Source organism: Nostoc sp. ChiQUE01b (assembly GCF_034531255.1).
In the GTDB taxonomy this organism is placed as follows: domain Bacteria; phylum Cyanobacteriota; class Cyanobacteriia; order Cyanobacteriales; family Nostocaceae; genus Nostoc.
Window position 1 is genome coordinate 23,219 of the sequence record NZ_JAVRBM010000088.1, and the last position, 14,302, is coordinate 37,520.

A 14,302-nucleotide genomic window follows, 5' to 3' on the forward strand; every position below is an offset into this window, starting at 1 on the left:
TTTTCAAGCTTATGGTTCCCAAGTATTAAGAACTTTCACCATCAGGGCTTATGCACAAAGATTTTCTGTTGAGATCGGATTTAGAGTTCAAGGGGGCTGACAGGTGTAGGTTTTTACAATTAGGAGAAGTTAAAGTAACTGCACCGAAAAACTTTGGCTGTGTACACATAAGTAGGCGTAAATATAGCGAAGACACTGTTGGCGAATTCGGAAACGCCTATGGGTTTGTAGTTAATTCAGCGATGAAACGATTGAGAGCTTTCAGTGCAGCTTTGTATCCAGTGGCTTGCTTACCTAACTTCAGTTCCAACAAAATGCGATCGCGTAAAGCTTCAAGTGCTTCTAGTTGGGGCAGTAAGGCGGTTGAAGTTTGAGTATTCTCATCATCCGGTGTATTACACGGTTGAAGAGAATCGGCTTTCCATGTAATACTTGGTAAGTTTTGTGGTTCATCCCATATAATACTTGGTAAAGTATTGTCCCGCACAATTTGTTCTAAATAGTCAGCACGAGTTTTGCCGTTGCATTCTGCTGCAATACCCAAAGTCTTCCAGGTTTCATCGGTTAGTCTCAGGGAGCGAACTAAACGATAGTCGTCGTTTTTGAGTGCAAACTTGCCCTGAATATCCCGTTTCATTTTTGTTAATAGGGGCGTGAGTATCAATGGATGCTGTTGGCGAAATATTTCTTCACATTTGAAAACCCAACAAATGCTCCCAGCAAGCAGAGTTTTAAAGAAAGTGGGATGATGTTGATCAACAAGCATTTACCATCACCTGCGGTGAAGGAGGAATTGAGTGATTCAACCGCAAGCCATAGACCCCATTCCAGAAGAAACAGTGCGTGTGGCTCGTGCCGCTTTCCCAAAAGGCAATCTCTACATAACCATGAGGGATGAAATTGGTACTCTCTACAAAGACCAAGATTTTGAAGCACTGTTTCCCACACTTGGGCAACCCGCTTTTAGTCCTTGGCGGTTAGCTTTGGTCTGCGTCATGCAATATATTGAGGATATGACTGACAGACAAGCCGCAGATGCAGTTCGCAGTCGAATTGACTGGAAATATGCGCTCTCCCTGGAATTAACAGATCCAGGGTTTGATTTTAGTGTAATCTGCGAGTTTAGAGTCCGAATAATCAAAGGAAGTGCTGAACAGAAATTACTAGCTGACTTTTCCCGTTAAGTCTCTTTTGAAAGCTGGCAACCCTCACAGAGGTCATGCAATTTTAACCAACCTCGCCATAGTACCTGGATACCAATAGGAGTTTTATGTCGATGTTCAAGATAGCCTCCAAGACGGGCGATCGCTTCAACAGCCCAACTAACTGTTAGCACTTTGGGTAGTTTGGGAGATTTAGCTTTCAAAATCCGAAACTGAAGGGGATTAAGAATTTCAATGGCGGGGGCTGAAGGCTGGGTGCGGTGTAGGGGTGCGATTCGTTTAACCTAAATGAGTAGAAATACTCAGGGACGGTTAGCTTGGTTCACAGAACCATGACAACTGAATGACCATGTAGGTGAAAGTCCTATAATGCCCACATGCTCCCACGGCTCAATAATAATTACAGATGAACAAAACAATCTGGCTGAGGTGGCACCCATAGGGAGAGAGTTGACGGCTCTCACTCAACACTTTTGCACAAAATCTTGATTGAGCAAATTGAGGATGCCCAGATGAAAACAGAAATTCTCATGAAAATGGATAGCCCAAGCAGTATCCGCTTGATTACCAAATATTTTGTTTAATGTCATTGCTGGGGCATGGCACATCAAGTTGGGATAATTTTTTTAGTCGTAAATATTTTTACCCCTGATCAAGATGCCAGCGCCTTTAAAAGTTAACCTGTCACCAATAGAAGATCAAGCCCTACTAGCACTCACTCAAGCAAAAGGTATACCACCAAGAACTCAAAGTCGTGCCACTGTACTACGCTTATCAGCTGCTGGATGGACAGTGCTAAAAATCGCACAATACTTAAAATGGCATCCACAGACTGTACGCGACACAATTCATCGCTGGTACTGGGGCAAACTCGATAGTTTGTGGGATTGTTCGCGTCCGGGTCGCCGTCGCCGATGGCATAACCCAAATATGAAGTCTCTGCTTCAATTCAAAATATCTTTATTTAGCTATCAACTTATTTTTATTTTATTTTCTTACATCTGTTACATCTATTTAATGCTATTTCTCCACAGTCATGGCGTTTCTACTACTTATGCAGTCAAAATTTACAGGCAGTACAAGGATGAAGCACTCGCTACTCTCACCAGCAATCCCTACCAGTTAGCTGCTGACATCTACGGTATTGGTTTTCTGAGAACTGATAAAATTGCCTTTAATTTAGGAGTTGCGCCTGATAGTCAGTTCCGTTACCGTGCTGGTTTAATTCATGTTTTGAACGAAGCTGCTGCCGATGGGCATTGCTATTTACCCCAGCCTCTACTAATTGAGAATGTTATCAAACTCCTGACTACAGCAGATCACACACCCGAAGAAGATGCCCTCACTGGTATTATCAAAGACATGGCACTCAAGGATGACTTAATCCGCGAGAAAAGCTCAGACCAAACGCTGCTATGTTATCTACCAACGTACTTTCACACCGAACAGAACCTTGCTCAATTAATACAATCTAGATTTTGCCAACCAGTTGCACAAGATATGCCTCGTGTTCGCGCCTGGATTGAGCACTTCACCAAGAGTCGTAAAATCAAACTTTCACCACAGCAACGGCTAGCGGTAGAAATGGCTGCATATTCAAGGGTAATGATTCTTACTGGTGGCCCCGGTTGCGGTAAAACTTTCACCACCCAGATCATAGTCTCTCTGTGGAAAGCAATGGGCAAATCTATCGCCTTAGCTGCGCCAACTGGACGCGCTGCTCAACACCTGAGTGAAATCACACAACTCGAAGCCAAGACGATACACTGCTTGTTGGAATTTGACCCAAAGACAATGGGCTTCAAACGCGATAATCAAAACCCTTTACCCCATACCGCAATTGTCGCGCTAGAAGCTAGTATGCTTGATTTGTTTCTGGCATCTTCTTTGGTAAAGGCGATACAATACGGTTCCCAACTACTGCTAGTGGGTGACATTGACCAGTTACCCTCTGTCGGTCCGGGTCAAATCCTTGCTGACTTGATTAATTCTGGTCACGTTCCGGTGGTGCGGTTGACCAAGCTATTTAGGCAAGCCCAACAGAGCGCAATTATCACCTCTGCTCACCAAATTAACCGAAGCCAGTTTCCCACAATTGAACCGATTTCCGATAATCCCGTGTCTGAGTGTCTGTGGCACGGCGGCGGTCATCACCCCAAACATGGTGTTAAAGCAATATCCGAAATCATTACAGACTTGATTCCCCGCCTGGGTTACAATCGAGTTACTGATGTGCAAGTGCTTTGCCCCATGTCGCGGGGTTTGCTTGGGACTCGTAACCTCAATACCGTATTGCAGCAGTTGATTAATCCGCCCAGTCCCGACAAAGTAGAGATTACCAGGGGCGGGAATTTATTACGAGAAGGCGATCGGATCATTCAACTGACTAATGATTATAATCACGAAATTTTTAATGGCGACTTCGGAATTATCAAGGCCATTGATCTTGAAGAGATGGAAGTTACTGTACAGTATGGTAAGCATACTGTCGTTAGGACCAGAGCAGACTTAAATCAAATTGCCCTCGCTTGGAGCTTCACCATTCATCAAAGCCAGGGTTCAGAATATCCGGTAGTAATTCTGCCAATTTATACGCAGCCTTATATAATGTTGTCTCGTAAACAGTTGTACACAGCATTAACTTGTGCCAAGCAGTTAGCGATTGTCGTTGGTTCCAAGAAAGCGATATCCAAGGCTTTGCGTTCTAGTGACGGCCAACTGCGATATACGCGATTGCAGCAGCGGTTGGAAAGCGCTTTTTTGCACCCGACGATTGCAATTTAGAAATGTTCAACTTAACAATTTCACCCGGCTTGCGGTTGTTGCTCTCAAAAGAAGTAGCTAGCTGTGCTTTCGCCCCCTGTCTCGTAAGCGACGGCGGGGCATTTCATTCCTGGTAAGTGCCTTGGCAATTCTTGAGAAACTACTTCTCTAGCTCCCGTTTGCGGTTCTAGAAAAAAAAGTGTCTTAAACACAAAGCAATCAAACCACTCTCAAAAAATAAACTAAAAATGACTCTATAGTTTTATGGCGTGATAGCGCTTAAAAAGCAGTACACTGCGGCGTAAATAAACTTTGGAGGACGCTCTTTGACCTATTGTATCATTTATTAACTATAAAGTCATTTTTAGTTTATTTTTTTCATCTATTTTTAGGTTTTTCAAAATAAATACCCTGCTGAACAATTGCATAACAGTATTGTGTTTGTCACGCTCCTCAGTATTAGAGGTGTACTATACGCAAAAATCGATAAATTTTCACTCGCTTGAGGGTGAGTTGAAACGCCCATTTTAAAGGACAATAAAAATCAGACACTATAAAACCAGACGAAACTACTCTTGTGTCTGATTATAAAGGGAGTAATAAAAATGACGCTCTCTGTTGTCCACATAACAGCGTATAGAAAGGCTCTTGCTTCCTTGCCCTGGACCCAGGCAGAAGCGAAGTTGATTGCACTGTGGTTGGAGGGGAAAGCACCAAGTTCTGTTCGGGCATACCAGCGCTACACGAGACGATTTCTGGAATTCTTGGACAAACCTCTCAAAAAAGTGACTTATGAAGATTTGGTAGAATACGCTAGCTCCTTCGGGAGCAATGTAGAAAGTACCAAGCGCATATACATTGCCGCAGCTAAAAGCTTGATTAGTTTCGCTCATAAAATTGGATATTTACCTTTTAATGTGGGTATGGCACTCAAACTGGGCGAACTGCCAGATGTAATCAACGAACGCTATCTAGATGAGGCTGATATTAAACTGTTAGTACGAGCAGCATCTAAGCATTTAGCTGATGCTAAAACTCCCAAACGGCAGAACATCGCAAAAAGAAATTTGTTAATTATCAAACTCTTGTACCAGGCGGGATTACGGGCAAGTGAAATTTGTGAGTTGACCTGGGGAGATTTGACACCCCGTGGTGAGAGTGGTCAGGTATATGTTCGTAAAGCCAAAGGCAGCAAAAATCGTACTATTCTCATCAAGTCGAAGCTGTGGTCGGAACTAATGGAGTTCAAAGGTCAGGCTTTACCAAAAGACGCAGTGTTCCAAAGTCAAAAAGGGGGACACCTCGACCGTCAAAACTTGCACCCAATTATCAAGGAAATAGCCTCTGCTGCTGGGTTAAGCGATAAAGTTTCGGCGCACTGGTTACGTCATGCTCATGGATCTCACGCCATTGAGCGCGGAACTAATCCGGTACTGGTGAAAGAAACTTTGGGTCATGCCAATTTAGCCATCACCGATCGCTATCTCAAGGCTCGACCTAATGACAGTAGTGCTTTAAATTTGATGGATCTTTGAAACAGACCGAATTGGAAATTACCCCTCCATCGGTAACACCTCCTCCGATAGCCACTCATAAAATTCCGGGATTGCTGCCTCCAACGAGCGCAGTTCACTGAGCGCTATCGCCTCCAACTCCAGCACCACCTCCCAACGCAAATCGCCAGTCCATCGCTTGAGGATACCCTTAAGAGCCTCTACACCTTGGACGATGCCAGAGCGAAGGGTTTCCACGCAGTGAAGTAAAGTAATGCGATCTGTAGAGGAAGCAGGGGAGAGAGATTCTTGCCCCTGTGCCCCTGTGCCCAAGAGTGCTGCTCCCGGGGTTACTGCCATAGATCTGTGCCCCTGTGCCTCTTCTGGTTGTGTAGTATCCACCCCCCCAACGAGGGGGTTCCCTATACAATTATGGGGGGGGGTGGATACGGCGGATAAAATCGGCTCTAAGCCTGATGCTGATTGTCTTTCGGCACGTTTGCTTTGTCGATGTTCGATAACAGCGAGTGCAAAATCCAATTCTGCCTTCGACAGCGAGAATAATTTCACCTGTTGACCGCGTTTGCCCTGCTTACGGCAAGCTAACTTTAGCCCCAGTTGTTCAACCAAAGTGGCCAACAGCCAAATTGGTTGACAGTCGGTTGGTACAGTAAAACCAAGAATTGCTTTGATGTGAGCAGCACATTGAATGGCGATCACTGTCATATTTAATAGATGTGGATCGGCAGCTGTCAGTTCTTCGTCAGTGACTAAACGCCCCAGGATGTGATGTAACCCCAAGTTTACCCTTGCTAACCACTTGGCGGAATAATTTCCCCAATCCATACAAAATGGTAGTTTGTCGCGTTCAGCGCGGTCTAGTTGGGTAACAAATGCTGGTGGTAATGGGTACTGTTTACCAGTCTTGGAGTCTTGGATGATTTCATTTGGTGGGCATAAGATGGCTTCAAGAGCAGCAAGCGCCCCAACGAGTCTACCGGAGTTGTCCTTCTCGACTAATAGGGGCGTAACTTCCATACCGTAAGCTTCATGAATGCGGAATTTTTCACATTCGTTCATCTCATCAGGCGAAAGATAATCCTTGGTTTGTCGTGCGCGGTATTCTGTTTTAGTAATGTTTTTGGCACTGGCGACGGCATGATGGTGAGCAGTATCCAGAGCATCAGCAGCATTTTTCAAATATTCCAAAGCATGAGCATCATTCTCATCACCCACTGGTACAATCTGATTACCCATTTGAGTTAACAAATCGCGCAGATCCGCCCGAAGATTATTAATTGATTGATGGCGGTTGGCTTGAATTTGGCAGTAGGCATCTAATGCCCAATCCTTCTCAGCCCCGCGCTTACCAGTCTCGCGGTCGATCCGCAACAGAAAAGCTGTGATTTCGTTGGTTTGGAGTAACCTTTCTTTGATTTTGGTGGGATTGGTGTCAAGGTAGCCAAATGGGGGTTTGGGGGCCACCCAAACATGAATCGGCACTTTTGGACGATACCGCCACAGTTGTTGAGCGCATTCGGTAGCGGTTTGACTGATGGCATGAAACACCCCAAACACTAAATCAAAATGATAGTCTGGAATGTCTACACCAGTTCCCAGACTGGGCGAAGTCAAAAGTATATCTATATTTTTGACGGCATTAGTGATGTCTTTAATAAAGACCACATTCTCGTCACTGCCAGAGTTATCGGAATGTACAGACCAAATCCGTAATTTTGCCAAACGTCTACTATTGTTAGTAGTAGATGGAGAATTAGTGGTGGAGTCAATCTCGTCGGCATCAGGAGATAACTCAATGTGTAGCAATAATGATTTTTCTAGTTTCTTGATGAAACGCTTTGAGTCAGACACCACCATGACTTTCTGACCAATCATGATTGCCGCCGAAATCTGAGCCACCAGCACCGAAGAATTCTGTCCTTCGTACCAATAGATGGTGCGATCTCCGTTGTTGAACTCATTCTTAATAATGTACGGCTGCTCGTTCTCTGGTCGCATCGCTTTGAAAAACTCAATGGTTGTGTCATCCATGTGTGCATCGGCAATCACTACCAGGGGGGCGTTGTAGACGATATACTGTAGTGTTTCCAGGATTAAGGCGCGATGTTCTTTACAGGTTTTGCTCAGTAATAGGTGAGTCAGGTATTGGCAAGCCTCATCAATGAAAATGCAGCCATAAGTTAGAGCTTGGGTATTTAACTTATATAAACTGTCGATGGTGATACTGAGTGCAGTTGCCTGCGTCATGCCTGCATAACCAAGGTCAGAATACATCAAGGTTTTCAAACGTTGTGCTAGATTTTTGAGCAAATTGACTCGATGTCCGTTGTTGAGGAATTTTTGGTCAGGGTGAGCATCACGCCAGCACCGCATTAACTCGGTTTTGCCAGTACCCATGTCAGAGATGAGTACCACTAACCCAGTTTTTGGGAAGACAATCCTATAAGGCTGTTGCTGTTGTCTCAATTTTTTGAGCTTGTACCTGATTTTTCCACAAGTGCCTGGGGGTATTTCCTCTGGCTGCTCTGGTTGATGGGGAAAACCAAAAGGTTCAAGTTGTTTTTCTCTTTGTAATACACATACTGTCTGTTGTGGTATGTTGGTTGTTGCTTTGTCCTTGACCGAAATTGCTTCAGTTAAATATTTAGTATTGATAACTGCGTCTGGTCTATACTTTCTCAATCCTCGGTGCTTGATGAGGAACGAACGTTGGTAATCTTTCAATGAGTGAGCATCATCAACAATTGCCGTCAGCAATGCGTTAGCATCCTCACCTCTAGCAACTACAAAATCATCAACGCCTTTCTCCGGCCCCGGCAGCAGTGCCACTTCACAAGTACAGCCAGCCGCCTCAATCGCAATGCCAGTGCGAACTGTGGCTTGATACACCGACCATCGGGTTTTTAGCTTCGTCTCGTAGTCAAACAGAATAATGAATTTCCGCCCCTTTTGTGCCAGTGGTAGTAGATCCGGATGCAATCTCTCATCGAAATCCTTTTTCCCCACTCGTCCGTTCCAAATGCCCGGCAGTGCTAGAGCTACAAACCCCAAGCTTAGTAAACAGGCCGCCTTTTTTTCACCTTCGCAAAGGATTACAGGTATTTCCGCGTGTCGCTGTACCCATTCCCAAAATATCAGTGGAGTAAGCCTATTTTGTAACCTCAGTGCTAGGGGCGAGTGATATCGCTTAATGTTATACCGTCGTGCCACCAAATCCCAAACATAATCGGATACATCAAAGTATGTGACTCGGTTAGGCGTTTTGGGTGGTGACTCATACTTAACAGGTTTTCCTTTTTCCCAATCAATCCGGGGTAGGGAAGGTTTCATCCGTCCCCACTCCATTGGTTGCCAGTTGTTAATCGGGTCTAGTCCGCTAATCCATAATCCTCCTGCTATTAAATGCAGATAGGCTTTTAAAAAACCGTCTGTAACTCGACCAGCGTTTTTTCTGGGGATCGCTTGGGAGATGAACAGATAATCGTAAACTGTTTCTCCTTCGATATGAGAAAAGTTGCGCTCGATCAAAGATGGATGAATGGCGCTGCTCACCGCTAGCTCATGATACTCGGCGGCAGTGAGATTATTGGGGTATTCACAAATGTTAGATGACAACATTTGATCCCCAACACCCAACTCTTGTGGGCATTGGTTATTTGACACAGTAGATTCCTCTGATAGCTATGGTTTTCAGCTTCACAGAGGGGTTTTCAATCTAGATTTCAGGAATCAGGAGTCAGAGGAATTAGAGTCCTTCGTAGGCGCGATCGCATCTGCCAAGTCCTTCACCTCATCTTGAAGTGAAAGACTTGTACGGGAAAATAGACCCATAATCAATTCCGAATGCTGGGTTCTGAGTTCTAGATTATTCTTATTCACACTGCTTTATAAAAATTTACATAAATCAAATATAAATTTTCTATCAAATTGCCAAAAACGGTTAGCAGAGACTAGCTGTACTTTTCTCTTTATCGCTATAATGGCAAAGTAAAGCAGCGTGGGATCTTTTGACAAGTCAGTGGTTTCAAGTCGCCAAACTTTAAACCCCACTTTCTTCGTCATCACGAGATCAACCCCGCTCTGGAATTATTGAATTGTCTGAACTTTAGGGCAAAGCGCTACTCCTTAGTAGGTTTTGCCTACATTTTTATGTGTGCCTTATTTTCCTCCATTTTTGGTTGTACGCGTTGACAAGCTCGATCTTACAAAACTTCGGTTATTTTCGCATCTAGCAAGATTGTGATTGTTTAATTGTGTTACCTCCTGATTGATTAATCTTTGTACATTTTGCCCTACTGGTTTAGGGCTTTTCTCAAGTAGCCCTGAGTGACATAGTGACATGTGTTTGGGGTCTAGCTCGAAAACTTGTATGTGGGAGTTTACCCGATGCGAACCCTGCTTGGTTAAGCAACTGAGTATACCAGTGGTTGCTGTTACCTTTCGAGGGTCTAGCTTACCTGCCATCATAACTACCTCTGTTATGATGCAATTTTTAAATTGGAAGAGTCAAAATTATGTACTATACCTAAAGTGTCTGTAAGAACATACTTCTTGATAACTGGTTGAAGTATAAAGCAGATTTCTTTAGTAATAGGGTTTTTAACACTTTCAATTAATGACATTCTTTCTAAATTTTCTAATGCTTTGACTAAATCTAAAGTTGAAATAGATACTTGATGGGTGAGTTTGAAATTATTCAATATTGTGGTAATAGTAATTGATTCTGAACCCTCAACAGTCTTTTCAGCTAAGTAAATCATAATCTGTTTATGAATGCTGTCCAAGATATTCCCAACCATTTTATTAAGTATATTTTCTAATTTTTTACTGACAAGAGTAGTTGGATTTTCAAAAAATATTTCTGTATTACCAAACATCTTATGAATGCGGTTAACCACATCAGCCAATTCAGAAGGGTTACCACGATAAGTTTGAATTAGTTGATGACATCTTTTTAAATCTGTAATTCCTCTTTCACCCAAAAATTTGATGGCTGAATCTGTATCTAAACCTTCAACTCTTATAAATTGGAAAGGTCTTTTAGTGTTTATAAATTCAACAAAATCATCAAATAAAACTCTGTTAGTTACTATAATACAACTTTGGTGATTTTCCTCAACTAAACGTCTGATAAAAATCAAATAATCCAAGTTGAGTTTGGGATTTTGATATAAAATTTCTAATTCATCTAAAACTATTAAACAGCGTTTTTGTTTGAGAATTTTGAGCAATAAAGTAATTTTAGCTTGGGTATAACTGGGCGAAATGAACTGAGGATCGAGAATTTCTAATAGTTCTGATATTAAATCTTCAGTTGTGGGGAAATAAGCTACTGATTTCCAAATGAAAAAGTCGAAGCCAAAATTTTTATCTTTACTAATATCGCTCATTAATTTTGCTGCCAAAGAGCTTTTACCAATACCTGCAACTCCCACCAGTGATATACAGTTAAATTGCTGTGTTGCAATTAATTCTTTTAAGTAGACAAGCTCCTGTGTGCGACCATAAAATTTAGAAACATCAGGGAGCTTACTTCCCTTGATTACATCTTGATTTATAAAGGCTTGTAGACAAGTTTGGAAATTTCGTTTGCAGACTTGTTCTCCGTTGCCAATAATTTTTGTCAATAGATCAAATAAGTCGATTGCTACCCGGCGTTGCAAATAATTTTTTTTATAAGATGAGTTTTCAGACATCTCTTCATAGCTTTGATCGTACCAAGCTCCTCTTACAACAATAATTTCTGGCTCTGATAAGGATTTTGCCCTCGCTTGGTAGACTAATTCATTCAAAACATCTAAAGCTTCTTCTAGAGTCAGCTTTTGTAAAGTGCTACTCTTGAGATGAATATCTGAGGGTGCATTAGCAGAAGACGAATCTGGTTGTAAAGAAGCACTATAAGCCATAAGTTACCCGTTAATACTGCTATAGTATGGCGTTGATAACATAGTACTTTATGTGTGACTTTAAAGCTACCTCTTTAGCAATGTATCTTAAAATATTTTTCTAGTAGTGGGTGAGTTATTGATAAATTAAATGCTGGTATTTAGATATACTAAGTAAATTGTTAGGATCGGCTGTGAAATATTGTATAAACCCACTGTGCGAAGCTAGGGAGAACCCAGATGATGCAGAAAATTGTCTCTGTTGTGGCACTCCTTTGCTAGTCGATGGACGGATTCGGTTAATTAAGCCTTTAAGAGAACTGACGGGAGATTCGCATATAGACGTTGAAGTATGGGAAGTAGAAGATGCTGGGACAAAGTGGGATACAGTGCGCCGGCACAGAATCATGAAAGTCCTCAAATGGGGAAGTCCTAAGATAGTGGAAATGTTCGAGAGAGAATCTAAAACTTTGAGGCTTTTAAGTCATCCGTGTATCCCAAAAAGTACAATGGACGATTTTTTTACCGTTACTCCAAATAAGTTTCCTCTAACGTTGCGATGCTTAGTGATGGATAAAATCGAGGGAGAAAATTTGCAAGAATGGATAGAGTTAAATGGTCAGATTTCACAATCACTAGCATTAGATTGGTTACAACAATTAGTAGAAATTATAGATTTAATACACCATACAGAAATTTTTCACAGAGATATCAAACCAGCGAATATTATTCTTCAACCAGATGGAAGGTTGGCATTGGTTGATTTTGGTGCGGCAAGGAGAATTACTGATACCTATTTAGCAAAAGTAAGTGCTAGTGGAGGAACAAGCACAAGACCGGGAAATTATGAAGTGACCGCTGTCGTTTCAACTTGTTATACTCCACTAGAACAAATTAACGGCAAGGCAATACCGCAGTCAGATTTTTATGCTTTAGGTCGAACCTTGGTGCGGTTAATTACAGGTACTTCACTGATAAGCTTGTCCACAGATCAGAAAACAGGAAAACTAATTTGGAGAGATAAAGCACAGCAGATTGACAAACCTCTCGCTGACTTTATAGATGAGTTGATGGCTCCCTTGCCAGCGCAACGTCCGCAGACTACTGAATTAATTTTGCAACGGTTAGAAAAGCTACCTCAGCAAATTAAAAATTATAGGTTAGCTACTTCTAAAGTATTTAAATATAGCAAATATACATTAATAGTTTTAGGAATAATTGGGGGGATCTTTCTATCTCTACCTCTAGTAGCAAACTACCTAGTAGCCCAAGGGCGAAAGTTAGAAGCAGCAAATAATACTCAGCAGGCACAAAAGTTTTTTAACTTGGCTTTAAAGATTAGCCCTCGGAGTAATCGAACTATATCAAGTTTTTACTTTGAAAGAGGCGCTCGCAACTCCAATACTCTGAAAGCGGCGAAAAGGTATTATGAATTAGCAATAAAATATAATAATCAAGATGTAGATGCTTATAGTAATTTAGCTTATGTTTGCGAGAAATTGAACCAAGATGACTGTGCAATTAAAAATTATGAGAATTCATTCAAATTAAAGCCTGCTAGCTGGGAAGCCCGTTATGGGCTAGCCCTTTTCTATGATAATAGAGGAATGTATGATTTAGCCCAAAAGCAATATCAGTTAGCTATACAAATGAGTAGAGAGGCAATACCAGCCATCAATAATTTATCAAGGTTGAAAATTTTAGATAAAAAGTATAATTCGGCAATTGCTTTAGCTCAAGAAGGTTTAAAAGAAACTGATAATGTCAAATTAAAATCTAGTTTATACAAAAACTTAGGTTGGGCAAAATTAGAGCTAAAACGTTATGCTGAGGCAAAGGCTGATTTGGAAAAATCAACAAAGCTGGATGCCAGGACAGATGCTTACTGTTTATTAGCGCAAGCGCAAGAAGCATTAAATGAAATTAATGATGCTAGGCTGACTTGGGAGATTTGCCTGATTGCCGAGTCAAATCAGCAAGAGGTTCAAGAGTGGCGATTGCAGATATTAAAGCGTTTATTGGGAGAGTTTGTTCCCCCACCTTCGCCCTAGCTCTTTTTGAAATACCATGTTTCTTGTATGCTATTAACTTGTAAATAACTACACTACACAGGTTTTCAGGATGTTGAGTTTACAAAATCTAACAAACGGAATCAGAAAAAAAAAATTCCCAGTTCAAGTTGTAGCGATCGCATCAATATCAACACTGCTTATTTCAGGCTCTAGCAGTGCATGGGGACAATCTCAACTAATAGCTTTACGCCAGTGTATTAACGCAGATGGCAAGGTAATAAGTAAAGGCGATCGCTACTTGCCACCAGGTAGTTCGCTCTGTCCTGGAGATAAAATTCACCCAGACAATGGAGCTACGGTTACAGTTATTTGCTACTTAAATCGAAAAACTTTATATATTAATCGAGAAAGCGCTTCTGATCCTGCAAACCAATGTGCACGACGGCAATTGACTGAGGTAGAGAAATATCAGTGTACAAACCTCAAGCCACAGAATTGCCCGACTGACTTTAAAGGATCAGCTGATGACGATACTGTACCAAAACCAAGATTAATTAGTCCTTACATTAGTGATGGTAGTATATTGACTACGCAACCTTTAATCTCTTGGCGTGTTGTCCCTGGAGCTACTAGCTACACAGTAAAGATGGAGGGAAATGATGTTAACTGGCAGATAGAAGTAAATAATACTGTATTGCCATATCCATCAGGGCAACCTCGTTTGAAATTTGGGAGTACATACACAATTACTGTGTTTGCGTATCAGGGAAAGTCAATAATTAGTTATGCTCCTTTAGTGATTAGCATTTTACCAGAAAAAGAGCAATTAGAGATTGCGTCCTTAATTAAACAAATTAATGAATTGAAAATACCTCCAGACGAAGCTGCGGCTAGGGATTTAGACACTATATACAGCAAATTGCAGGTAGATAGAGTACACTAAATGCGTTTTGCATCAATTAGTA

At 41.7% G+C, this 14,302-nt stretch carries 8 protein-coding genes and 2 pseudogenes; 5 read left to right on the plus strand and 5 right to left on the minus strand.

What is annotated here, in order from left to right; all coding sequences use genetic code 11:
* Window positions 1–217 precede the first annotated feature (217 nt).
* Window positions 218–637: a hypothetical protein gene (locus RMY63_RS34505; RefSeq protein ID WP_416212574.1), complete on the minus strand. Its 420-nt coding sequence runs from the start codon at window positions 635–637 to the stop codon at window positions 218–220.
* A 163-nt stretch (window positions 638–800) separates the two neighbouring features.
* Between RMY63_RS34505 and RMY63_RS34510 the strand changes: the two are divergent.
* A pseudogene (locus RMY63_RS34510) lies at window positions 801–1,175 on the plus strand (transposase); the annotation flags it as partial.
* 5 nt (window positions 1,176–1,180) lie between these two features.
* Here RMY63_RS34510 and RMY63_RS34515 read toward each other — a convergent pair.
* Window positions 1,181–1,429, minus strand: a pseudogene (locus RMY63_RS34515) (IS4 family transposase); the annotation flags it as partial.
* 391 nt (window positions 1,430–1,820) lie between these two features.
* Here RMY63_RS34515 and RMY63_RS34520 point away from each other — a divergent pair.
* Entirely contained in the window at window positions 1,821–3,947 is a 2,127-nt protein-coding gene (locus tag RMY63_RS34520; protein WP_322733020.1) for an AAA family ATPase, read from the plus strand.
* A 584-nt stretch (window positions 3,948–4,531) separates the two neighbouring features.
* On the plus strand, window positions 4,532–5,461 hold the full coding sequence (locus RMY63_RS34525; protein ID WP_322733021.1) for a tyrosine-type recombinase/integrase: 930 nt from the start codon (window positions 4,532–4,534) through the stop codon (window positions 5,459–5,461).
* Between the two features lie 18 nt (window positions 5,462–5,479).
* Here the strand turns inward: RMY63_RS34525 and RMY63_RS34530 are convergent, their stop codons facing one another.
* From RMY63_RS34530 to RMY63_RS34540, 3 genes are all read right to left on the minus strand, one after another.
* Window positions 5,480–9,103: a plasmid replication protein, CyRepA1 family gene (locus RMY63_RS34530; RefSeq protein WP_416212572.1), complete on the minus strand. Its 3,624-nt coding sequence runs from the start codon at window positions 9,101–9,103 to the stop codon at window positions 5,480–5,482.
* Between the two features lie 66 nt (window positions 9,104–9,169).
* Window positions 9,170–9,319, minus strand: a complete 150-nt coding sequence (locus RMY63_RS34535; RefSeq protein WP_322733022.1) for a hypothetical protein — start codon at window positions 9,317–9,319, stop codon at window positions 9,170–9,172.
* Between the two features lie 599 nt (window positions 9,320–9,918).
* Window positions 9,919–11,346, minus strand: coding sequence for an NB-ARC domain-containing protein (locus RMY63_RS34540; protein ID WP_322733023.1), 1,428 nt, complete (start codon window positions 11,344–11,346; stop codon window positions 9,919–9,921).
* Between the two features lie 173 nt (window positions 11,347–11,519).
* Between RMY63_RS34540 and RMY63_RS34545 the strand changes: the two genes are divergently transcribed.
* Both RMY63_RS34545 and RMY63_RS34550 read left to right on the plus strand, forming a co-directional pair.
* Window positions 11,520–13,376 carry a serine/threonine-protein kinase gene (locus RMY63_RS34545; RefSeq protein WP_322733024.1) on the plus strand — a complete coding sequence of 619 codons (1,857 nt, stop codon included), beginning with the start codon at window positions 11,520–11,522 and terminating at the stop codon, window positions 13,374–13,376.
* A gap of 70 nt (window positions 13,377–13,446) precedes the next feature.
* Window positions 13,447–14,280, plus strand: a complete 834-nt coding sequence (locus tag RMY63_RS34550; protein WP_322733025.1) for a hypothetical protein — start codon at window positions 13,447–13,449, stop codon at window positions 14,278–14,280.
* Window positions 14,281–14,302: the final 22 nt, after the last annotated feature.

Excerpts from the sequence above, each read along its gene's own strand:
- RMY63_RS34505 (WP_416212574.1), bottom strand. The coding sequence starts at position 637 with ATGAAACGGGATATTCAGGGCAAGTTTGCACTCAAAAACGACGACTAT.
- RMY63_RS34520 (WP_322733020.1), top strand. The coding sequence starts at position 1,821 with ATGCCAGCGCCTTTAAAAGTTAACCTGTCACCAATAGAAGATCAAGCC.
- RMY63_RS34525 (WP_322733021.1), top strand. The coding sequence starts at position 4,532 with ATGACGCTCTCTGTTGTCCACATAACAGCGTATAGAAAGGCTCTTGCT.
- RMY63_RS34540 (WP_322733023.1), bottom strand. The coding sequence starts at position 11,346 with ATGGCTTATAGTGCTTCTTTACAACCAGATTCGTCTTCTGCTAATGCA.
- RMY63_RS34550 (WP_322733025.1), top strand. The coding sequence starts at position 13,447 with ATGTTGAGTTTACAAAATCTAACAAACGGAATCAGAAAAAAAAAATTC.